A 19102-nucleotide genomic window follows, 5' to 3' on the forward strand; every position below is an offset into this window, starting at 1 on the left:
TTATTCACCACAGAGTCACGCTGAGGTTTCACAGAGTTGTAGAACTCAGTGTTACTCAGTGAGACTCTGTGGTGAGTCTTTTTTAATATCATAGAATTATGAAAGTATTAATTGCAACAGACAAACCGTTTGCTAAAGTAGCTGTAGACGGTATTCGCAAAGAAATTGAAGCAGCAGGTTATGAACTTGCTTTGCTGGAGAAATATACAGAGAAAGCACAGTTACTGGATGCTGTGAAAGATGCCAATGCTATCATTATCCGTAGTGACATCATAGATGCCGAGGTGTTGGATGCAGCTAAAGAACTGAAGATTGTGGTACGTGCAGGTGCAGGTTATGATAATGTAGACCTGGATGCAGCTACTGCACATGGTATATGCGTAATGAATACTCCGGGACAGAATTCAAATGCCGTGGCTGAACTTGCTTTCGGCATGATGGTGATGGCTGTCCGTAATATGTATAATGGTACTTCCGGTACGGAACTGAAAGGTAAGAAACTGGGTATCCATGCATATGGTAATGTAGGTCGTAATGTAGCCCGTATTGCTAAAGGTTTTGGAATGGAAATCTACGCTTTCGATGCTTTCTGCCCAAAAGAAGTAATTGAAAAAGATGGTGTGACAGCTGTTGACTCTGCTGATGAGCTCTATTCTACTTGTAATGTAGTTTCATTGCATATTCCGGCTACTGCCGAAACAAAGAACTCTATCAACTATGCTCTGGTAAACAAGATGCCGAAGGGTGGTGTATTGGTAAACACAGCCCGTAAAGAGGTTATCAACGAAACAGAATTGATTCAGTTGATGGAAGAACGTGCTGACCTGAAATACATGACTGACATCATGCCTGCTGCCAACGAAACATTTGCAGCTAAGTTTGTCGGACGCTACTTCTCTACACCGAAGAAGATGGGAGCACAGACTGCCGAAGCTAATATCAATGCAGGTATTGCTGCTGCTCAGCAGATTGTAGGCTTCCTGAAAGACGGTTGCGAGAAATTCCGCGTTAACAAAAAGTGAGATGAATAGCAGGACTGCCTATCAATTTGCAGTAATCTATCTGACGATAGGTGCTGGTATATTTGCATTGAGCAGTATATTCAGAAAAGAACTTTCAGATTTCGCCCTCGGCTTTTGCGAGGGCGTATCTGTTGTGCTGATAGTAGGTAGTGCCATCTATTTGATAGTGCATTTCATGAAAAAGAAATCTCAATAATCCATTAAAAACACACCTTGACTTATGGCTATAATTAAACCTTTTAAGGGCGTTCGTCCTCCGCAGGACCTGGTAGAACAGGTTGCTTCCCGTCCGTATGATGTGCTGAACTCAGCAGAAGCGCGCGAAGAAGCGAAAGGAAACGAGAAATCCCTGTATCATATCATTAAGCCCGAAATAGATTTTCCGGTAGGCACTGACGAACATGATGAATGTGTTTATCAGAAAGCTGCTGAAAACTTCCAAATGTTCCAGGATAAAGGCTGGTTGGTGCAGGACGATAAAGAAAACTATTACGTCTATGCGCAGACCATGAATGGAAAGACGCAGTATGGTCTGGTAGTTGGCGCTTATGTTCCCGACTATATGAACGGTGTCATCAAAAAGCATGAATTGACCCGCCGCGATAAGGAAGAAGACCGCATGAAGCATGTTCGCGTGAACAATGCCAATATCGAACCGGTATTCTTTGCATATCCTGACAATGCTACTCTGGATGCTATTATCGCTCATTATACTGCCGGAAAGCCAGTGTACGACTTTATCGCTCCCGGCGATGGTTTCGGACATACTTTCTGGATTGTTGATAAACAGGAAGATATTGATGCCATCACTCAGGAATTTGCTAAGATGCCTGCCCTCTACATTGCCGACGGACATCATCGTAGTGCTGCCGCTGCTTTGGTGGGAGCTGAAAAAGCGAAACAGAATCCTAATCATTCCGGTGACGAAGAATACAACTACTTCATGGCTGTTTGCTTCCCCGCTAACCAACTGACAATTATCGATTATAACCGTGTTGTCAAAGACTTGAACGGTTTGACACCGGAACAGTTCCTGGCTGCTGTCAGCAAGAACTTCACGGTTGAAGAAAAGGGTGCGGATATTTATAAACCTTCCAGTTTGCATAATTTCTCCCTTTATCTGGATGGCAAGTGGTATAGTCTGACAGCTAAACCGGGCACATATAATGATAATGACCCGATTGGCGTGCTGGATGTGACCATTTCTTCTAATCTTATTCTGGATGAAGTACTCGGTATAAAAGACCTTCGTTCCGACAAACGTATTGATTTCGTCGGTGGTATCCGTGGTCTGGGCGAGTTGAAGAAACGGGTGGATAGTGGCGAGATGAAGGTAGCTTTGGCACTTTATCCGGTCAGCATGAAGCAGTTGATGGACATTGCAGATACAGGCAACATCATGCCTCCCAAAACAACGTGGTTTGAACCGAAATTACGTTCGGGACTGGTTATCCACAAATTGGATTAAAACTATTATTTGAAAAAGAAAAACGAGGATGTTCCTTTCAACGGACATCCTCGTTTCTTTTTAAGAATGGTGCTTGTAATATCGTTTTCTCATCCATCGGTCGAACAGGACGAACAACGGAATTGTAATAAGTATCAGCACCCAGAATGCCGGTATCTGAATATGGTCAGGTTTCAAGTTTTCCGTAGGAGTGAAGGCCTCCTTGATGACATCACCAAAGTAAGTGGTTAATCCGGCAATGCAACATCCTGCTAAGAATACAGAAGCTGCTATCGTAGCAAATAAAGTCTTTCGTTCCGATTTCTTTTCCCGCAGACGCATAGCCTCTTCCACCTTTCTCATGGTGCGGTAAGCAAAGTTGGAAGGCAGGCGAAATTCATTTTCCGCTTTTACGGCTCTTTTCAGTCCTTTATCTTTTTGTTCTTCGTTCATACTTCCTCTTGTTTAATGAGTACATATATCTTTTTGCGTATGCGATGCAATTTTACTTTTGCATTGCTCTCTGTCAGGCCCAGAATCAGGGCGGTTTCATTCATCGTCTTTTCTTCATAGTAGAATAGAGTAATCAAGGCACGTTCGTCAGAGTTCAGTTTTTCTATGGCTCTGTTTAGTTTGATAATCATTTCCTCGCTTTCGTCGTTCAGCGTTTCATCAACCTGTTGCTCCGAAATATTGGCGAGTAACGTATCATCCATGGCAAAGGTATCAAATTTCCTTTTACGGGCTGCCGAAATAGCCGTATTATAAGCAATGGAATATATCCATGTGGAGAAAGAACTTTCGGCTTTGAAAGAGGAGAGGTGCTGGAACGCTTTCAGAAAAACGTCTTGCGTCAGCTCTTCGGTGTTGACCGTACTGATTCAGGAAGTTTTCGTACAGAGCAGTTTCTCCTTTCAATATTCGTCGGATAATATGTGTTTCGTTATTCTCCATTTTGCTCTTTAGACGCAACTCTATATATAAGGTTACAGAATTCGGAAAGAAATATTTTTTTTCGCAGAATGTGTAACCTCATAAAGAAGCCTGCGTCTAAAGTGTACAAAGGAACAAAAATACTAATTTAAAACGAAACGAATATGATGGATTTTATTATGGTGCCTACGATTATGGCAATCATTACTTTGGGAATTTACAAACTGTTTGAATTGTTTGTATGTAAGAAGGAGCGCCTGATGCTGATTGAGAAGATGGGGGATAAGTATGTCCCGGATGTGGCTTGTATGCCGAAACTTTATGGCAATTTTTCTTTCTCGGCATTGAAATTAGGATGCCTGCTGGTGGGCATGGGATTGGGATTGTTGATAGGTTTTGTAATTTGCACTTCGGCAATTCCCGGATACTTGGATAAGGATGTGGACAACTGGCGTGTTTATCGTGAGACGGTATCTTTGGTTTATGGAGCTTGCGTGCTTTCGTTTGGAGGTATTGGGCTTATCACAGCCTTTATTGCAGAGTTGAAGCTCAGTAAGAAATAATGGCCGGAATTTAGGAATTTTCTTATGATAAAAAAGAGTTGTCAGTCATTGGCAACTCTTTTTTGCGTTAAGAGAGAACCTTAAGGATTCTCCGTGTGTTACTATATTAGTAAATAACCTAACCAGAATAAGAATATGGATAAAAAAGAAGAAAAAGCTCTCGAAAATAAGAGCAAGATGCAGAAAAGTGCTGAAGAAACATTACCAGGACGACAATTGGGGTTATATTCCAAAGTCGATAAGAAAGAAGTGCGCAATATGGTTTCTGAAATAAATCCGGATAAGAATAGCTTGGGCAGCAGAGGGTAGTTTCGTTTTAATTGACTATCTTTGCAACGCATTTAAAGTTTATAGAACAATGAAAACGAAGAAACGCAGGGATGTCCTATCGGCATTCAAGGAAGCGAACCGCTCGATAGAGCTGGAACGCAATGGCGGGCGTTGGATTGCAAAAGACCGTCCGCATAAAAACAAGAAGAAGTATTGTCGTAAAGATAGTAAGAAAGAGTTGTCACGTATCATCGATGGCAGCTCTTTTTGTTTTATATCACTCTTTTTGTTAACTTCGCCGTTTCTAAAATCAAAAAAACTATGTTTCGTAAACTTGTAGCAATAGAACCTGTAAGTCTGATTCCATCAGCAGAAAAAGAACTGCACTCGTATGCAGATGAAGTTGTGATGTATCCTAATATTCCGGCAGGAGATGAGGAAATTATAGCCCGCATCGGAGATGCCGATGCTGTGCTCCTGAGTTATACTTCCCGGATAAACCGTGCGGTGTTGGAAGAGTGTACGGATATTAAATATATCGGGATGTGCTGTTCGCTGTACTCTCCCGAAAGCGCCAACGTGGATATCCGCTATGCCAATGAACGGGGAATAACCGTAACCGGTATCCGCGATTATGGCGACGAGGGTGTGGTGGAATATGTGGTCAGTGAGTTGGTGCGTTGTCTGCATGGGTTTGGTCAGGAATCATGGGAAGATATGCCGCGCGAGATTACCGGGCTGAAAGTTGGTGTTGTGGGTCTGGGTAAGTCCGGTGGCATGATAGCGGATGCATTGAAGTTTTTCGGTGCGGAGATTGCCTACTTTGCCCGTAGCGAGAAGCAGGAGGCGGCAGCTAAAGGATATCGTTTCCTGCCGTTGAACGAACTTCTTGCTCAGAGTGAGGTTGTTTTCTGTTGCCTCAATAAGAACACGGTTTTGTTGCATGAGGCGGAGTTCGGACAACTGGGAAACAAGAAGATTCTGTTCAATACCGGATTATCCCCGGCATGGGACGAACCGGCATTTGTCAAGTGGCTGGAAGGTGACAATCTTTGTTTTTGTGATACGGTGGGAGCTTTGGGTGGAGAGCAACTTTTGAGTCATCCCCATGTCCGTTGCATGCAAGTTTCCACTGGCCGCACCCGTCAGGCGTTTGACCGCCTGAGCGAGAAAGTGCTTGCCAATATAAAGGAATATATCCGGTAATCGAATCAGAAGAATACAATCGGTGATGTGATATTGAGCAGGGTGTTCACCACAGACCACCCTGCTATTTCAGCCGTGGCGCTGTACACATCGATTACGGCATGCACCTGCTCATTCTTTATTTCTACTCTTTGCGTATCTCCCACAAATCCGGGGGTGGACTGCATGGACATTTGCATGTTTTCGGGACCGACAGAAGCCAGTGAGGCGGCAACGGCTACATTGACTTTGGTAGGGAACATGGCGATGGCTTCGGTTGCATTGCCTGAGAAGACAACCCGTTGCTCGGTTTGCAGAGCCTCATCATATACGGCAGTTCCTTTCAAGGCATTAGGACCCTTTTCATTAAAAAACTTGGCGGTTGCATTTCCCATCAGAGAGGCTGTACGCAGCACATCAAATCCGCCGGTAGCTCCGGAGACGATATACACACGTGTGCCATTTGCTTGGGCTGTCTCTATCACTTCCTGATAAAAAGCTGTGTCTGCCAGTGCGCCGATAGAAAGGGTGACGATAGAAGTCCCGTTCTTCAATGCAGGCAGGGCAAGTTCTTTCATGGCGGCAGGAGAGGCCGCTTCCACTAAGTAATCGGGTTTCAATGCCAGTAAATCTTCTATGGTTGTGCAAGCCATACATGTTTTTCCATGTTGCTGCATTTTGGCAACGATACGTTCAGCTTTTTCTGCTGTACGAGAGTATACACCCACTAAATCATATTCAGGCAACAAGCCATTGACAACTGCATCCGAAACTATTCCGGCGAGTCGTCCACATCCGACGATAACTAATTTTTTCATGGGGCAAAGATACTCCTTATTCGTATAAACTCCAAAATGCAGCTATGAGCTTCGTCTATTTTTTGCGGGACGATATAAATGTTGTACTTTTGTGATTGAAAAAGCAATAAGAAGTTTGAGTATATGGGACGAAAAGAAGAATATAAACTGCAAAATGAGCAATACTTGGAAGCGTTGCGTGCAGAAGAAGAAATCAAAGAACTACCTTGCGGAATCCTCTACCGTGTATTGGAAAGCGGCAACGGTGATAATACTCCCCGTTTAAATAGCATTGTGACTGTGCACTATAAAGGCACCTTGATAAACGGTCGTGAATTTGACAATTCCTGGAAGCGCAATTGTCCTGAAGCATTTCGTCTGAATCAAGTTATCGAAGGTTGGCAGATAGTCCTGCAACGAATGCATGTAGGTGACCATTGGATAGTCTATATTCCTTACACAATGGGATATGGAACACGTAGCAGCGGTCCTATTCCCGCTTTCTCCACTTTGGTGTTTGAAGTTCAGCTATTAGGAATCGCATAATCATGTCATCATGAAAATTCTGATTATTAACGGAAGTCCCCGCAAGCAAGGCCATATCTCAAAGATGCTTCAACTTATGGAAACAGAAGCAAAAGACAATGGCGACGAAGTAACCGTCGTGAGAGTTGCCAACCTGGCAATCCGTCCTTGCATCGGCTGCATGAGTTGCCGTGAGAAACTGAAATGTTGCCTGCCGGAAGATGATGCACAGCGCGTACTGAAACAGATAGAAGAAGCTCATGCCTTGATTATCGGTGCTCCCTGCTATTGGGGGAATCTGCCCGGACAACTGAAAGTAATGTTCGACCGCATCGTTTACGGAATGATGGGAGAGACATCGCGGGGCATTCCTATCGGGCTGCATAAAGGAAAAAAGGCCGTTATCGTCAGTACTTGCACCACCCCGTATCCTTTCAATATCCTTTTTAATCAGTCAAGGGGAGTGGTGAAAGCACTAAAGGAAATTCTGAAATGGAGTGGATTCAAAGTCATCTCTGCCATTGAGAAAGGCGGAACGAAGCAACATCCCGGACTGACGGAGCGAGAGATGAAACGCTGTCGCAAAGTGATACGTAAGCTGTAATCAGGAAATCATTGAAAGATAAATTTTAGAAGGAACGACAAATCTCTATCACCGTTTCTGAGATATTTGCGCGTGCAACTTCCGGTTGCATGGCCTGCTCCAACGTTATAGATGGTGGATTGATAGAATATACTCCCCGAAATCCCGCCCGATGCAGGTCGTCTGCATTTTCTACGCTACCGGCTATCAGTATAACCGGAATTTTCTGTTTGCGAGCTTTGTCAAGTATGCCGGAAGGAACTTTCCCCATTAATGTTTGTTTGTCGGCCTTTCCTTCGCCGGTGATAATCAAATCGGCACCTTTTATTTTATTGCTGAAATCAAGAGTATCCAGCATCAACTGTATTCCCGGTTTCAATTCTGCATTCAGAAAAGCCAGCAAACTGCCTCCCATACCACCGGCGGCACCTGCTCCGGGATGATTGGAAATGTCTTTTCCCGTTTTGTGGAAGATGACTTCTGCAAAGTTTTTCATGCCTGCATCCAGCGCCTCTACCATTTTCCGGTCCGCTCCCTTCTGAGGAGCAAAGATATATGCGGCGCCTTCCGGTCCACAGAATGGATTTTGTACGTCGCAGGCAACGGTAAAATGGGAAGTTCTTAAATCAGGGTGGACGAAACTTGTATCTATGGAAACAACTTCCATTAAAATTTTTCCGTTACCAGTTTCCAATATCTTCCCTTCTTTATCCAGAAACCGGAAACCTAAGGCCTGTAACATTCCCAGCCCGGCATCATTCGTCGCACTGCCGCCAATGCCGATGATGAAGTTGCGGCAACCACGTTCCAACGCATCACGAATCAGTTCTCCCGTTCCGTAGGAGGTGGTCAGCATCGGATTCCTTTTCTCCGGCGGAACCAGAGGCAACCCGCTGATGCTTGCCATTTCTATAAAGGCCGTTTTCCCGTCTTCCGAAATGCCGTAGTAAGTATCGTGCCATTCCATGAGAGGGTTGTGGGCAGAAATCTGCACTTCACGTCCGTTGGTTGCTGCAATCAGCACATCCAGCATTCCTTCGCCGCCATCGGCTATAGGTAGAGACAGAATTTCACACTCCGGGAATACAGAACGAATACCCTCAGCAGCAGCTTTTCCTGCTTCTGCCGAGGATAAACATCCTTTGAAGGAGTCGATGGCGATGACTACTTTCTTCATGTATTTAGATTTCCTCTATATCTTCTATATCTTCCAGTTTGGCTTCGGTCTTAGCTTCCGTCTTTGTCAATTTCTTGGTATTGTTGGCAATAACTGCCAAAGCGCGATACAGTTCAGCAAGCAGGCGTGCAAATACAACAATCAGGAAACCGTATATCGGCATGAGGAAGAAAATGCCTGTAGATACCGGCATGACGTATTGTAATTCGTTTGCTGCCAAGAGTGCGATAATCAGTGAGCAAAGTGTGCCAACAACACCGATATAAAGTCCGAGCCATTCACCCACTGTCTGTGTCAGATGGGATACTACAGGGATAGCAATGAATTCGTTGTCTTCCTGGATGACTTCTTTCAGTTTGTTTTTCCGGTTCATCCAGAGCAGATAGCTGGCCCATGCACCACCGCAAAGGATAATAAATATCAGAATAAAAGCAAAGATTGCTTTCCCCTCGGCGAACTTGAAGAACCCCGTGTCGATGACTTTCACCAGGATTGCAATAGGAAATAGCAGATTTAGTACAGCAAAGATGACATAAAGCCAACGGAAAGGTTCACGGAAGAAACGTCCGTTGTCGATGTAACCCAGCAGAGGGTCGAGAAAGGTAAACAGCTTGTTGTTCATAGTGATAAATGTTACTTATGGGAGGACCTTGCATTCTAAGATTGTAAGTATGAGGCCCTGATACATACTTATAATCAGAAGTTTTTCTATGGAATGCGGTTCTGTTTTGACAAATTTACTGAAAAACTTTTAAACTCTGTCCGTTTCGTCTGAAAAAGAGAGAGGATTAGAAACTATTTTCTCATAACGATAAGAATACGTATCTTTGCAGCATGAGTGAAGATACCTACAAAACCATAAACGCCCCTGCCGAAGGGATTTATACCGAGAAGCGTAGCAAATTCATTGCTATCGCTTTGCCTGTGCGTACTGTCGATGAGGTAAAATCGCATCTGGAAACTTATCAGAAGAAATATTACGATGCCCGTCACGTCTGCTACGCCTATATGTTGGGAGCCGAGCGCAAGGATTTCCGTGCCAATGATAACGGAGAACCTTCCGGTACGGCAGGAAAACCTATCCTGGGACAGATTAACTCCAATGAACTGACCGATATACTGATTATCGTGGTCCGCTACTTCGGTGGCATCAAGTTGGGGACGAGCGGACTGATTGTAGCTTATAAAGCTGCTGCCGCCGAAGCGATAGCTGCTGCCGAGATTATAGAAAAGACGGTGGATGAGACGGTGGCTTTCCTGTTTGAATACCCTTTTATGAATGACGTGATGCGCATTGTCAAGGAGGAGGAGCCGGAGATACTGGAACAGTCGTACGATATGGATTGCCGCATGGCGCTCCGCATCCGTAAGTCGATGATGCCGAAGCTGAGGGCACGCCTGGAAAAAGTCGAGACATTGCGCTTTGAAGAGGATGCGTAATGTCTCAGCTCCCCGGAGAAAATTCCTCTGGTACGTCTATTTCAGAGATAAATCGTTATAGTGGATTTTCCTGTGCGTCCCGTCGCAGAAGGGTTGTTTATAAGAGCGTCCGCAGCGACACAAGGCGATTCTTCCTTTTCGTACCTCTGCTTTTCCCTCCCGGTCTATCAATTTGAAATTGCCTTCTACAATAAAAGGTCCGTTGGGTGTAGCCGTGATGGCTACTGTATTTTCTTCTGTTTCCATATCATTGTTTTTTTAATGTTATACGTTTCAAATAAAACGTTTGCGCATGGAAATAGTTTGTCCATTCACTTTTTTTGTATGGATTTCCTTATCTTTGTGCGCACTTATAAATAATATATAGATATATGGCATTCGAAGCAACAAAGCGTGAGTTGGGCGAACTCTACACATTCTTTCGCCTGTTGGCAGACGGAAAAGTTTCATTGGGTACACCGCAAGCCCGGAAGGTTGAAACGGAAAGTTGGCCCGTGGCACTGATACAAAGAGAAGAACATGACGGTACGCGTCGTTACTATATAGAACAGGAAAATGTTCGCATTGTCAGTGGTACGGTGGAGAATGATAGTACTTTTACTGTGGCTGATAAAGAAGGACAGAACATTCCCCGCGAAGACTTTGGCGGGGCGGCAGAGCTGATACTTGAATTGCTGAAAACGACTGCCAGTTCCGATACTATTGAAGTTCCTGAAAGTTTGGAAGGTTTTCTGGATGCCATCAATATCTACGATTTGGAGGCGAAGACGGAAGACCGCACGGATTTCTCTGTTGCCTTCTGGCATGCTGAGGCACCGTTGACTGGATTTAATGTGCGTTGCCGCCTCAGTGCAATGAATCCGTTGCTGGATGGCGGACGTACGGCAAACCTGAAATTGGAACAGTCGGGCATCAAGTTTGCTACGCCTACGGTGAACAAGATAAATGCCTTGCCGGAGTCTCCGACGGAAGTGACTGAGCGTATGCTGATGATTGAGCGTCTGGGTGGAGTGCTGAAATATTCGGATGTGGCGGACCGTGTGTTCCGTTGCAACCTGCTGATGATTGATTTGCACTTCCCCCGTATGTTGGCGGAGATGGTGCGCATGATGCACCTCGACGGCATTTCCCGTGTTAGCGAACTGACGGAGCGCATTAAAGAGATAAATCCCCTAAAGATAAAAGATGAACTGATAAACAAACATGGTTTCTATGAGTTTAAGATGAAACAGTTCTTGTTGGCACTTGCCTTGGGCATGCGTCCGGCAAAAATTTATAACGGTACGGACTCTGCCGTAGAAGGCATTCTGCTGGTAAATGCGGTAGGGGAGGTGCTTTGCTATCATCAGTCGGAGCGCCGTACGTTTGCCGATTTTCTTTACCTGAACACCCGTTTCGAGAAAGGCTCGGTAGATAAGGATAAGTATGGTTTCCTTGAAAAAGAGAACGGTGTGTATTATTTCAGACTGAATGTAAAGATTGGATTGACAAAAAAATAATGAGTATGAATGAGATTTTAAAGACCATCAAGTCGCGCCGCAGTGTGCGCGCTTATACGGAGCAACAGATTTCGCAGGAAGATTTAAGCACTATTCTGGAAGCGGCAACCTATGCTCCCAGCGGTATGAATTACCAGACGTGGCATTTCACAGCCATTCAAGATGCCGCTATACTGGAAGAACTGAACGAAAAGATTAAAGGTGCTTTTGCCAAGAGCGATGAACCCCGTTTGCAGGAACGCGGACATAGCCGGACGTATTGTTGTTATTATCATGCGCCTACACTTGTCATTGTTTCCAACGAACCGACACAGTGGTGGGCAAGCATGGATTGTGCCTGCGCCATGCAGAATATCTTCCTGTCTGCCAAGTCTCTTGGTATAGGCTCTTGCTGGATAAACCAGTTGGGGCAAACTTGTGATGATCCTGATGTGCGTGCTTTCCTTACGAAACTGGGCATCCCCGAAAACCACCGCGTATATGGTTGTGCCGCTTTAGGCTATGCCGCTGCCGCTCCGATGAAGGAAAAGAAGTTGGCGGAAGGCACTGTGACGGTTATTAAGTGATACAGAGCGTCCCCTTGTTCTCTATATTTACTTTCGTCTGCTGAATATATTTGTCATCTGTTGTCCTGCATAGAGGTATGGGATAAAGATGGCCGGATTGAATGTTTTGCCATCTTGCGGAGCTTGATGGAAAAGAATGCAGGGAATCCGTATGATGAAAATGCAAAAAGATAGCAGATGGGGGGAATGAAAGGAATATTGTATAGTGATATTCTTGTAAATGTTTCCATACGTCTGTATATGGCGAAATTCCAATCAAATGGACTTTAAGCGAGTGATTGGGATGCTTCGAAATGTAGCGGATAAAACCTCTTTTAGAGGAAGATTTTCCCATGTTTTAGGTAAAAATAGCCTTGTATCCGATAGGGCTACACCCTTTTAGGCACATGGCTACACCCTTTGGGGTATATGGCTACACCCTTTTTGTTGAATGGTGTAGCCCTTTTCAACCTCGTTATCTCCCCTGTCAATGTCCGTTTCTGCCGATGGGAACGATCGTTTCTGCTCGTGGGAACTCCGGTTTCCCTTAATGGGAACTCCAGTTCCCTTTAGTGGGAACGGAAGTTTCTCCTTATGGGAACGCTCGTTTCCTACCGTTGGGAAACTCCAATTGCTTGTTTAATAATTGATTATGAAAGCATTTGGAAAGTGCCGGAAAGCCATGCGAAGCTGCAGGGTAAATCGGGAGCCGATGGACGAATAAGTACTGGATAAAAGATAATATGAGGAAAAGTCATAACAATAACGAAAAGACTTTTCTTCGTATGTTTACCCATCGTTGATGTAGCGAATCACTCTTGCCGTTTTCTTTCCCCACTATACAGCACAAGAAGGTGTTCATAAAAATGCCCGCAGGGGAGGCGGCAGTCAGGTAATTAATGAATTATACATGAAGCAATTTCGTATAATTCCGCCGCCTCGCCCTGTGGGCTCCCTCTTTTCACAAAGCGGGTTGAAATGAAGCCATATTCCGATAAGAATTTACTTCATTTATCTCTGCATATCAATGATACCGCTATCCGTATCGCTATTGTTCAATCCCTTGTTTCCGGCTTTGTGTCTGCGGCCGAACTCAAACGTATAGCCTACGCGGAGTATCAACATCTGTCCCGTTTCTTTCACAAAAGTTTCCGAACGGAAAGGCGCTACCTCACTGATACGTTCTTTTCCCACCTTATAATTATTGGTGAAAGGAAACAGAACACCCATCCCTGCCTGAAAGTTCTGCTTGGCATACATTGCCATAAATGCGGTCTGGTTTTCATTCTTCTTGATGGTTTCACCAAAGAAGTTATTCTGCACCTTCCGGAACTGCCCGAGCAGTGAGAACCCTTTGTATTGCAATTGCGCCATCACACTGTAATAAAATTCATCGTACGTGTGACTGTATTCCAGCCCCTCCGACCAACTGCGGGTATATCCTCCCGAAGCATAAAGCGTCAGGAAATCTTTCAGCCCGAAGAGCGTTGCGCCGTTGATGCCTACCATCAGTTCCGCATTCAGGCTTTGGAACGAGCGTTGGTTTTCATCTTTCAATATCAGTTTCCCGTCCTCAACGAAGATGCTTTCCATGATGGGACTGTCGTAATACTGGTGGCGCACGCTCAGATTGGCATTGAACTGCTTCTTCGAATAGCTGTAAGACAAAGAGTTCGTGAACTGCTGATACGTTTTCAGCAACGGATTACCACGAACTATCTGTATCGTATCTATAGCCTGCTCCACATCCGTCAACGAACCAAGCGACGGTATGGCGGGACTGATATTGAACCGGTAGCGCAGGAAGCCCGCTTTCTTCATATTGTAACTCAATCGTACGGTAGGCGTGAAGGTATAGTAAGCATGGCTTTCGTTGCTTTCCTTGAACCAGGCGCGCGTCATGCCCACACTACCCGCATAACTGAAATCCTTCACCTTGCCCTGCACCTCAAAGAAAGCGGAAGTCTGCGACTGGTCCATTTTCGAAGTAGTGGGATTGGAGCCTTTGTATTCATTCTCCGTCCTCATCTGGTAGTGGCGGGCGCCACCGCTCAGCTTCACATCCTTGAAGCTCTTTTCGTAAATGGCCTCACCGATGACGGAGCGTTTATCGCCATCCACCAGTGTCTGAATATCCGCCAACGGTGCATGCTCGTCCTTGTACTCCTTATATTTACGGTTGTTCTTGGTGTGGATAAGCGTTCCCGTCACATTCATCTGTATGCTTTGCTGATGGGGCAGGGTATGCTGGAAGTAAAGGTCGAGTGCCGGAGAATAGCTGGATGTGTGGTTATTGACGTATGAATAGATAGACTCCGTGCTGCCTACTGCCCACATCCGGTTCAGCTCGTTCTGGTAAGGAGCGTTGTTGAGGTTATTGCGGAAGATGGCGTTGAAGACATACTTGTCCGCTTTCGTCAGATTGTATGTCAGGTTCAGGTTGTTGATGAAACTGAGTGCGGGGGATTCGTCTTCGATACCTTCCTTGATGCGGTCGATGGTACGGTCGCCCAGGTGGAAGGTTTCGTGAGATTCGAGGCGGCTGTGATACTTGCCGTTCTTGTTGAAGTAGTCGATGCCCCATTCGGAGTTTTTGTAATTGAACTTCGCACTCAGGAAATTCTCTCCCCACAGGGTATGGGGTGAGTCGGAAAGCTGGAAGTTTACCACACCACCCGTTTCGCGGCGGCGCAGGATGATGTTCACCACAGCGCCCAGTTCGTCGTCACCGTATTGCTTGCCGGGGTCTTCAATGAACTCCACGCGCAGCACGTCTTTGGCTCTGATGGCGGCTATTTCCTTGTCTGTCACCTTGATGCCGTTGATGCGGGTTTGCACGGCTCCACCGCCACTGACACTCATGCTGTTGGTGAAGTTGTCCACTTGCAGGCGGGCGATGCCGAGATTGTTCAGCAGGTCGTAGGCACCGAACGAGCGTTTCAATTGGCTTTCGGTGGGCAGGATAATCTGACGATCCACCCGTTGAAGCACGTTACTGGCGGATACGGTTACCTCGCCCAGACTGACGGCATCTTCCTGCAACTGTACATCGCCCAGATCGAGGTTGTTGTTCAGTTTCAGCAGGATGACTTCACTCTGATAGCCGATGAAAGTAATGGCGAGGCGGTAGTTGCCCGCCTTGATTTTATTGAGAGTGAACTTGCCCTGTGCATCCGATGTTACTCCGGTCACCAAGGTGGAGTCTGTGGCCCATAGTGATACGTTGGCGGCTATAATCGCCTCTTGAGAAGCGTCTGTGACACGTCCTTTGACGGAGAGGTTCTGTGCCTGCGCACTGAGTACGCAGAGGACAAGCAATAGTAAAAATAGTTTTGTTTTCATATTCGTTTCTGTTAGTAGGTTACTAATCAATTAGGGATACAGATTTCACTCCTCCCCATTGGGGAAGATTCTATCTATTGTATTTCAATTGTTTATACTTTCTTCGTTGAGACGGTGAAAGTTAGGATTGTACGGCGGAATTCAGTTCGTACATCAGCGTAAAAACCTTGACTATGATGAGTACGAAGAGGAGTCCGAAAGTAATCCATAATGCTGTCTTTGCGTATCTCTTCATGAACTGCTGTTTTTAAGTTTATTATATCGTTCTGTTATTTCATCTATGCTGATGCCAAGCAGGTCCATAATGCTGAACAGGTCGGCAAGCTGGTTTTCAAAGAATTCTTTCTTCTGTATCTTCATCACTTTCTTCATGGCATCCTTTGAGAGATAGAAGCCCATGCCCCGCTCGGGATAGATGATGTCCTCCGCTTGCAGGTATTCGTAGGCTTTCAGCACGGTGCGCGAGTTCACGGCAAGCTGCGTGGAAAGCTCCCTGACCGAGACTATTCGTTCGCCCGCCGTCCACTCACGGGTGAGTATCTTGCTGAAACAGAAGTCTACAATCTGCTGGTATATCGGTTTATTGGTCTTGAAGTCCATAGCTTACAGTTGTTTTTCTTTGAGCAGGAAGTAGCTCGATATCCATATTCCGATGCTGAACAAGATAGGGGTACCGTAGTTGCAGAAAGCAATGATGGCTTCTGACGTGCTGCTTATCGGGAAATTATAGATGGGATAGGCTATGTTTGCTATCCAATATCCGTGGCTGTCGGCAGGTTCCCACAATGTTATTGAGAGTATAATCCCGAAAATGAGAATGAAGCAGGAACACAAAACGATGAAGGAATTTATCAGCTTCTGGCGTTTGAAGGCTATGCATCCGAGGAAGAAAATTCCTTGCATCAAGCTGCATGACAGCATCTGGTCTTTTTCTATCAGGTGAAATTCAATGTGGCTGCCGAAGTGTTGCAGGTAGCTGGTACCTGAGAGTGTTAGTAACCCTTTTATGCCTGTTATCAGCAAGAAACAGAACAGCGGGAGTACGAGCAGATACTTCATCCACAAGTGCAGGAACTTTTCAAAAACGGAAGCGGGCATCAACAGGTATAGAGTAGAGGTCTGTTTGGTGATATTTATCTCCAACAGGCAGGGGGCGATGCAGAGGAACCACAACAGGTAGCGGCTGAGGGAGAAAGCCTGTGTATGTTCGATGTAATAGCTTGAGCCTTTGTTGATATCATACATCATGCAGAGAAGACAAATGCCCAGCACAATGCCGGCACTCCAAAGCAAGTGTCGGCCGGTTTCCTGTTTCTTGTACTGTTCCAGCAGGAAGAAACGTTTCAGGTTGAAGGTTGCATTCATATTCTTTGCTTATTTGAACATTGATTTTATCTTTTCCGGCACTTGCAACATTGCTTTGTACAGCAGTTCTATATCCGGTGTATTTTCTTCTTCCTCTTCATTAGGCAACACGGAGAAATATCCGGGTAATTCCTGTTCGCTGTAAATGCTGTCTTCGGGCAGACTGTCTGTCCGGGCAAAGAGGAGGCGCTGGCTGATTTCGTCCAATGAACGGTTCAGCAAGATTTCGCCTTCGCCGAGGATGATGAGGTGATCCAGCAGGTTCTCGAAGTCGTGTGCCTGATGGGTAGAGATGAGGAGCGTACTGTCATCATCTATGCTGCGGCTGATGATACGTTTCAGAGCTTGTCGGGATGTGATGTCCAGTCCGTTTGTAGGCTCGTCGAGTATCAGGAGCGGGGTATGCAGTGCAAAGGCATACGCCAGCATCGCCTTCTTCTGCTGACCATAAGAAACTGCGGATAACTTCTGTTTCCTGTCAATCTTCAGTTCTTCAAGATTCTGTTCAAACTCTTTGTGGTTGAAGTGAGGATAGAAAGCGGAATGCCGTGTGGCAAAAGCGGAAATGCTTTCGGAAGGCATCTGCATTTCTTCGGGCAGAAAGAAGTAGCGGCTCAATAAGGCGGGTTCTCTTTTTGCCGGATTCATCCCATCAATGCTGCATTCTCCTTTCCAAGGAAAAAGTAGTCCGCAAAGGAGATGTATCAGTGTGGTTTTACCTACACCGTTCTCTCCCAGAAGTCCATATATTCCGTTGCCTATCTCCAAAGATATATCATTGAAAATAGGATGGTTAGACTTGTAGCCGTAGCTGATGTTTTCTATCTTTATCATAGTTTTTTAAGTGTTGCACTGATGTACAACACTGCAAACGTAGGGGAAGCTGAGGAGAAAAACAAGAAAGGGAGAGATTAATTAATATATTTTAGCAGTCAGCGAAGTCTTGTCGTAGTGGTATGCCGACTATTGTAACTTTTACAATTCAATGAATTTCCTTTTAAAAGGTCTGTTTTTCCCAATTTGTTTATATATAAGTTTTATTCTGGCTACATATCCGCAACGTTTGAAGCCTTTCGCCGAGGCGCGGTTTGAGGATTGTACATAGGCAAAAGTGACGGATTTACCTTGTTTCCGTGCTTCATACTCTCTTATGGCGATTATTTTCCGATGTAATCCTTCTCCCCTATGATAGGGGTTGGTATAGTCGTCAAACAGATAAGCTGTATTCGGATCCATCTTTCTGTTTATGAAGTTGTCGTGATTTGTTGAGATTGCGCCATAACATATCAGGTTATCGCCATCGTAGATTCCGTAGTATGAATATCCCGGTTGGTCAATAAACCTTTCAATTTGTTTCAACTTGCGATTATTAAACCACTTCCCATCGAATTTCATTTGCTTTCTGAAGTCATCCATTGTCATTTTGTGATACTGTACTAATGTGTCGGTATCTATGGTTTCGGGAAGCTCTTTGAAGTATGCTAAGTACTTAATGTAAGTAATACCCAGCATTCTCACGACTTTAAAGATTGTTTTGTACAGGCATCCTATTATGCCGTAACGTTTGATTATGTCTGTTAGCTTGTTCATTTTGACTGTCCGTTTTTATAAAATCAACCACACCGCCATCATGTGGCATATTGATCCTCCCAATACGAAGAAATGAAATATAGAATGCATATAACGTTGCCGGAAAGAGTAGAACACCGCTCCGGTGATGTAGCAAATGCCCTCACCGATCATCCAGTAGCACGTTCCTGCGGCAACGGCATATAGAGGTTTGAAGGCAACCAGTACGGACAGCCCCATAACGATGAAACAGATTGTTTCCACATTGCTATGTTCCTCCATTTTGCGGAAACTCGCGATAGTGCCGATGATAGCGCACAACCAGACAAAACCGAATAGTCCCCATCCCCAAGTGCCTTCGCTCCGCAGTGCAATGAGTGTGACGGGTGAATAACTGCCCGCAATATGCCAGTAGATAGCCGCATGGTCCCAATTCCGCAACCGCTTTTTCCAGGGATTATGGTATTTCAGCGCATGGTAGAGAGTAGAGGCAACGTAAGAGCCGAGCATGCCGAAGAGGTAGAGCCAGATGCCGAATACAGCCCAGAAGTTTCCACTCTGATAGCTTTTTACGAGAAATATCGTGCCGACAACAACTCCCATCAGGATGCCTGCGGCGTGCGAGAGGGTATTTATTCTCTCTTCGGCTTTTGTGTAGAAAAGTCCGTTTTGTTTCTTTTTCCGGGTGATGCTCATTTCTTCGGTTAGTACTCGTGACACTTCCGCAAAGGTATGCCTTTTGGGGCAGAAAGCAAAGATTTGCTATTTTATATTTTCGCCATCTCCCTATTGTAAGGTGTGCTTTTCGAAACTGTCCTTCTGAATGGAGTAATGGCAAGC

23 protein-coding genes and 1 pseudogene are annotated in these 19102 nt (G+C 45.2%); 12 read left to right on the plus strand and 12 right to left on the minus strand.

Annotation, left to right across the window (positions count from 1 at the left end; genetic code table 11):
• Positions 1 to 98 precede the first annotated feature (98 nt).
• Genes BWI44_RS19270 through BWI44_RS19280 form a run of 3 tightly spaced genes read left to right on the plus strand, consistent with a single transcriptional unit; the run spans position 99 to position 2490 of the window.
• Positions 99 to 1022, plus strand: a complete 924-nt coding sequence (locus BWI44_RS19270; RefSeq protein ID WP_286816013.1) for an NAD(P)-dependent oxidoreductase — start codon at positions 99 to 101, stop codon at positions 1020 to 1022.
• Position 1023: 1 nt separating this feature from the next.
• Entirely contained in the window at positions 1024 to 1218 is a 195-nt protein-coding gene (locus tag BWI44_RS19275) for a hypothetical protein (protein WP_007663363.1), read from the plus strand.
• Between the two features lie 24 nt (positions 1219 to 1242).
• Positions 1243 to 2490 carry a DUF1015 domain-containing protein gene (locus BWI44_RS19280; RefSeq protein WP_021967628.1) on the plus strand — a complete coding sequence of 416 codons (1248 nt, stop codon included), beginning with the start codon at positions 1243 to 1245 and terminating at the stop codon, positions 2488 to 2490.
• A 60-nt stretch (positions 2491 to 2550) separates the two neighbouring features.
• Here the strand turns inward: BWI44_RS19280 and BWI44_RS19285 are convergent, their stop codons facing one another.
• Together BWI44_RS19285 and BWI44_RS19290 are read right to left on the minus strand one after the other, a co-directional pair.
• Positions 2551 to 2922, minus strand: coding sequence for a hypothetical protein (locus tag BWI44_RS19285; protein WP_021967629.1), 372 nt, complete (start codon positions 2920 to 2922; stop codon positions 2551 to 2553).
• Positions 2919 to 3423 (minus strand): annotated as a pseudogene (locus tag BWI44_RS19290) (RNA polymerase sigma factor). Before BWI44_RS19290 ends, BWI44_RS19285 begins: the two are co-directional and overlap by 4 nt.
• A 143-nt stretch (positions 3424 to 3566) precedes the next feature.
• Between BWI44_RS19290 and BWI44_RS19295 the strand changes: the two are divergent.
• The 4 genes from BWI44_RS19295 (at position 3567) to BWI44_RS19310 (ending at position 5441) form a co-directional block, all read left to right on the plus strand.
• Positions 3567 to 3965: a DUF6249 domain-containing protein gene (locus BWI44_RS19295; protein ID WP_007663356.1), complete on the plus strand. Its 399-nt coding sequence runs from the start codon at positions 3567 to 3569 to the stop codon at positions 3963 to 3965.
• Between the two features lie 135 nt (positions 3966 to 4100).
• Positions 4101 to 4274 carry a hypothetical protein gene (locus tag BWI44_RS19300; RefSeq protein ID WP_009128493.1) on the plus strand — a complete coding sequence of 58 codons (174 nt, stop codon included), beginning with the start codon at positions 4101 to 4103 and terminating at the stop codon, positions 4272 to 4274.
• A 49-nt stretch (positions 4275 to 4323) separates the two neighbouring features.
• On the plus strand, positions 4324 to 4575 hold the full coding sequence (locus tag BWI44_RS19305; protein WP_044534268.1) for a hypothetical protein: 252 nt from the start codon (positions 4324 to 4326) through the stop codon (positions 4573 to 4575).
• A complete protein-coding gene (locus BWI44_RS19310; RefSeq protein WP_286816017.1) occupies positions 4557 to 5441 on the plus strand; it encodes a D-isomer specific 2-hydroxyacid dehydrogenase family protein in 885 nt (294 codons plus the stop codon). Before BWI44_RS19305 ends, BWI44_RS19310 begins: the two co-directional genes overlap by 19 nt.
• 5 nt (positions 5442 to 5446) lie before the next feature.
• Here the strand turns inward: BWI44_RS19310 and BWI44_RS19315 are convergent, their stop codons facing one another.
• A complete protein-coding gene (locus BWI44_RS19315) occupies positions 5447 to 6238 on the minus strand; it encodes an aspartate dehydrogenase domain-containing protein (protein WP_130070015.1) in 792 nt (263 codons plus the stop codon).
• A 123-nt stretch (positions 6239 to 6361) separates the two neighbouring features.
• Between BWI44_RS19315 and bamJ the strand changes: the two genes are divergently transcribed.
• Both bamJ and BWI44_RS19325 read left to right on the plus strand, forming a co-directional pair.
• Positions 6362 to 6763, plus strand: a complete 402-nt coding sequence (gene bamJ, locus BWI44_RS19320) for a BamJ family beta-barrel-assembly machinery protein (protein WP_286816019.1) — start codon at positions 6362 to 6364, stop codon at positions 6761 to 6763.
• 10 nt (positions 6764 to 6773) lie between these two features.
• The gene (locus tag BWI44_RS19325; RefSeq protein ID WP_286816020.1) at positions 6774 to 7346 is read left to right on the plus strand and encodes a flavodoxin family protein; all 573 of its coding nucleotides are present in this window, start codon (positions 6774 to 6776) and stop codon (positions 7344 to 7346) included.
• A 25-nt stretch (positions 7347 to 7371) separates the two neighbouring features.
• Here BWI44_RS19325 and BWI44_RS19330 read toward each other — a convergent pair whose 3' ends face one another.
• Together BWI44_RS19330 and BWI44_RS19335 are read right to left on the minus strand one after the other, a co-directional pair.
• The gene (locus BWI44_RS19330) at positions 7372 to 8502 is read right to left on the minus strand and encodes a glycerate kinase family protein (RefSeq protein ID WP_286816021.1); all 1131 of its coding nucleotides are present in this window, start codon (positions 8500 to 8502) and stop codon (positions 7372 to 7374) included.
• 4 nt (positions 8503 to 8506) lie between these two features.
• The gene (locus tag BWI44_RS19335; protein ID WP_195547033.1) at positions 8507 to 9124 is read right to left on the minus strand and encodes a hypothetical protein; all 618 of its coding nucleotides are present in this window, start codon (positions 9122 to 9124) and stop codon (positions 8507 to 8509) included.
• Between the two features lie 212 nt (positions 9125 to 9336).
• On the opposite strand from BWI44_RS19335, the gene BWI44_RS19340 reads away from it, so the two are divergent.
• The gene (locus BWI44_RS19340; RefSeq protein ID WP_007663340.1) at positions 9337 to 9942 is read left to right on the plus strand and encodes an IMPACT family protein; all 606 of its coding nucleotides are present in this window, start codon (positions 9337 to 9339) and stop codon (positions 9940 to 9942) included.
• Between the two features lie 36 nt (positions 9943 to 9978).
• On the opposite strand, the gene BWI44_RS19345 is transcribed toward BWI44_RS19340, so the two are convergent.
• Positions 9979 to 10188, minus strand: a complete 210-nt coding sequence (locus BWI44_RS19345; RefSeq protein ID WP_007663338.1) for a CDGSH iron-sulfur domain-containing protein — start codon at positions 10186 to 10188, stop codon at positions 9979 to 9981.
• Between the two features lie 125 nt (positions 10189 to 10313).
• Between BWI44_RS19345 and BWI44_RS19350 the strand changes: the two genes are divergently transcribed.
• A complete protein-coding gene (locus tag BWI44_RS19350) occupies positions 10314 to 11441 on the plus strand; it encodes an HpaII family restriction endonuclease (protein ID WP_195208861.1) in 1128 nt (375 codons plus the stop codon).
• Positions 11441 to 12007 carry a nitroreductase family protein gene (locus BWI44_RS19355; RefSeq protein ID WP_171032142.1) on the plus strand — a complete coding sequence of 189 codons (567 nt, stop codon included), beginning with the start codon at positions 11441 to 11443 and terminating at the stop codon, positions 12005 to 12007. The genes BWI44_RS19350 and BWI44_RS19355 overlap by 1 nt, the downstream gene beginning before the upstream one ends.
• Positions 12008 to 12997: 990 nt before the next feature.
• Here the strand turns inward: BWI44_RS19355 and BWI44_RS19360 are convergent.
• From BWI44_RS19360 to trhA, 6 genes are all read right to left on the minus strand, one after another.
• A complete protein-coding gene (locus BWI44_RS19360; RefSeq protein ID WP_195208862.1) occupies positions 12998 to 15328 on the minus strand; it encodes a TonB-dependent receptor in 2331 nt (776 codons plus the stop codon).
• 231 nt (positions 15329 to 15559) lie between these two features.
• Positions 15560 to 15928, minus strand: coding sequence for a GntR family transcriptional regulator (locus tag BWI44_RS19365; RefSeq protein WP_022393556.1), 369 nt, complete (start codon positions 15926 to 15928; stop codon positions 15560 to 15562).
• A 3-nt stretch (positions 15929 to 15931) separates the two neighbouring features.
• The gene (locus tag BWI44_RS19370) at positions 15932 to 16693 is read right to left on the minus strand and encodes a hypothetical protein (RefSeq protein WP_286816024.1); all 762 of its coding nucleotides are present in this window, start codon (positions 16691 to 16693) and stop codon (positions 15932 to 15934) included.
• A gap of 9 nt (positions 16694 to 16702) precedes the next feature.
• Entirely contained in the window at positions 16703 to 17527 is an 825-nt protein-coding gene (locus BWI44_RS19375) for an ABC transporter ATP-binding protein (RefSeq protein WP_007663325.1), read from the minus strand.
• A 141-nt stretch (positions 17528 to 17668) separates the two neighbouring features.
• Positions 17669 to 18283, minus strand: a complete 615-nt coding sequence (locus tag BWI44_RS19380) for a GNAT family N-acetyltransferase (protein WP_118295892.1) — start codon at positions 18281 to 18283, stop codon at positions 17669 to 17671.
• Between the two features lie 15 nt (positions 18284 to 18298).
• Positions 18299 to 18958 carry a PAQR family membrane homeostasis protein TrhA gene (gene trhA / locus BWI44_RS19385; RefSeq protein ID WP_195208986.1) on the minus strand — a complete coding sequence of 220 codons (660 nt, stop codon included), beginning with the start codon at positions 18956 to 18958 and terminating at the stop codon, positions 18299 to 18301.
• Between the last annotated feature and the right edge of the window lie 144 nt (positions 18959 to 19102).

The sequence above is a fragment of the Bacteroides sp. Phil13 genome, from assembly GCF_001940965.1.
GTDB lineage: Bacteria > Bacteroidota > Bacteroidia > Bacteroidales > Bacteroidaceae > Bacteroides > Bacteroides intestinalis.

Coding starts and splice junctions, on each gene's coding strand:
- BWI44_RS19270 (WP_286816013.1), top strand. CDS start 99: ATGAAAGTATTAATTGCAACAGACAAACCGTTTGCTAAAGTAGCTGTA.
- BWI44_RS19275 (WP_007663363.1), top strand. CDS start 1,024: ATGAATAGCAGGACTGCCTATCAATTTGCAGTAATCTATCTGACGATA.
- BWI44_RS19280 (WP_021967628.1), top strand. CDS start 1,243: ATGGCTATAATTAAACCTTTTAAGGGCGTTCGTCCTCCGCAGGACCTG.
- BWI44_RS19285 (WP_021967629.1), bottom strand. CDS start 2,922: ATGAACGAAGAACAAAAAGATAAAGGACTGAAAAGAGCCGTAAAAGCG.
- BWI44_RS19295 (WP_007663356.1), top strand. CDS start 3,567: ATGATGGATTTTATTATGGTGCCTACGATTATGGCAATCATTACTTTG.
- BWI44_RS19300 (WP_009128493.1), top strand. CDS start 4,101: ATGGATAAAAAAGAAGAAAAAGCTCTCGAAAATAAGAGCAAGATGCAG.
- BWI44_RS19305 (WP_044534268.1), top strand. CDS start 4,324: ATGAAAACGAAGAAACGCAGGGATGTCCTATCGGCATTCAAGGAAGCG.
- BWI44_RS19310 (WP_286816017.1), top strand. CDS start 4,557: ATGTTTCGTAAACTTGTAGCAATAGAACCTGTAAGTCTGATTCCATCA.
- BWI44_RS19315 (WP_130070015.1), bottom strand. CDS start 6,238: ATGAAAAAATTAGTTATCGTCGGATGTGGACGACTCGCCGGAATAGTT.
- bamJ (WP_286816019.1), top strand. CDS start 6,362: ATGGGACGAAAAGAAGAATATAAACTGCAAAATGAGCAATACTTGGAA.
- BWI44_RS19325 (WP_286816020.1), top strand. CDS start 6,774: ATGAAAATTCTGATTATTAACGGAAGTCCCCGCAAGCAAGGCCATATC.
- BWI44_RS19330 (WP_286816021.1), bottom strand. CDS start 8,502: ATGAAGAAAGTAGTCATCGCCATCGACTCCTTCAAAGGATGTTTATCC.
- BWI44_RS19335 (WP_195547033.1), bottom strand. CDS start 9,124: ATGAACAACAAGCTGTTTACCTTTCTCGACCCTCTGCTGGGTTACATC.
- BWI44_RS19340 (WP_007663340.1), top strand. CDS start 9,337: ATGAGTGAAGATACCTACAAAACCATAAACGCCCCTGCCGAAGGGATT.
- BWI44_RS19345 (WP_007663338.1), bottom strand. CDS start 10,188: ATGGAAACAGAAGAAAATACAGTAGCCATCACGGCTACACCCAACGGA.
- BWI44_RS19350 (WP_195208861.1), top strand. CDS start 10,314: ATGGCATTCGAAGCAACAAAGCGTGAGTTGGGCGAACTCTACACATTC.
- BWI44_RS19355 (WP_171032142.1), top strand. CDS start 11,441: ATGAGTATGAATGAGATTTTAAAGACCATCAAGTCGCGCCGCAGTGTG.
- BWI44_RS19360 (WP_195208862.1), bottom strand. CDS start 15,328: ATGAAAACAAAACTATTTTTACTATTGCTTGTCCTCTGCGTACTCAGT.
- BWI44_RS19365 (WP_022393556.1), bottom strand. CDS start 15,928: ATGGACTTCAAGACCAATAAACCGATATACCAGCAGATTGTAGACTTC.
- BWI44_RS19370 (WP_286816024.1), bottom strand. CDS start 16,693: ATGAATGCAACCTTCAACCTGAAACGTTTCTTCCTGCTGGAACAGTAC.
- BWI44_RS19375 (WP_007663325.1), bottom strand. CDS start 17,527: ATGATAAAGATAGAAAACATCAGCTACGGCTACAAGTCTAACCATCCT.
- BWI44_RS19380 (WP_118295892.1), bottom strand. CDS start 18,283: ATGAACAAGCTAACAGACATAATCAAACGTTACGGCATAATAGGATGC.
- trhA (WP_195208986.1), bottom strand. CDS start 18,958: ATGAGCATCACCCGGAAAAAGAAACAAAACGGACTTTTCTACACAAAA.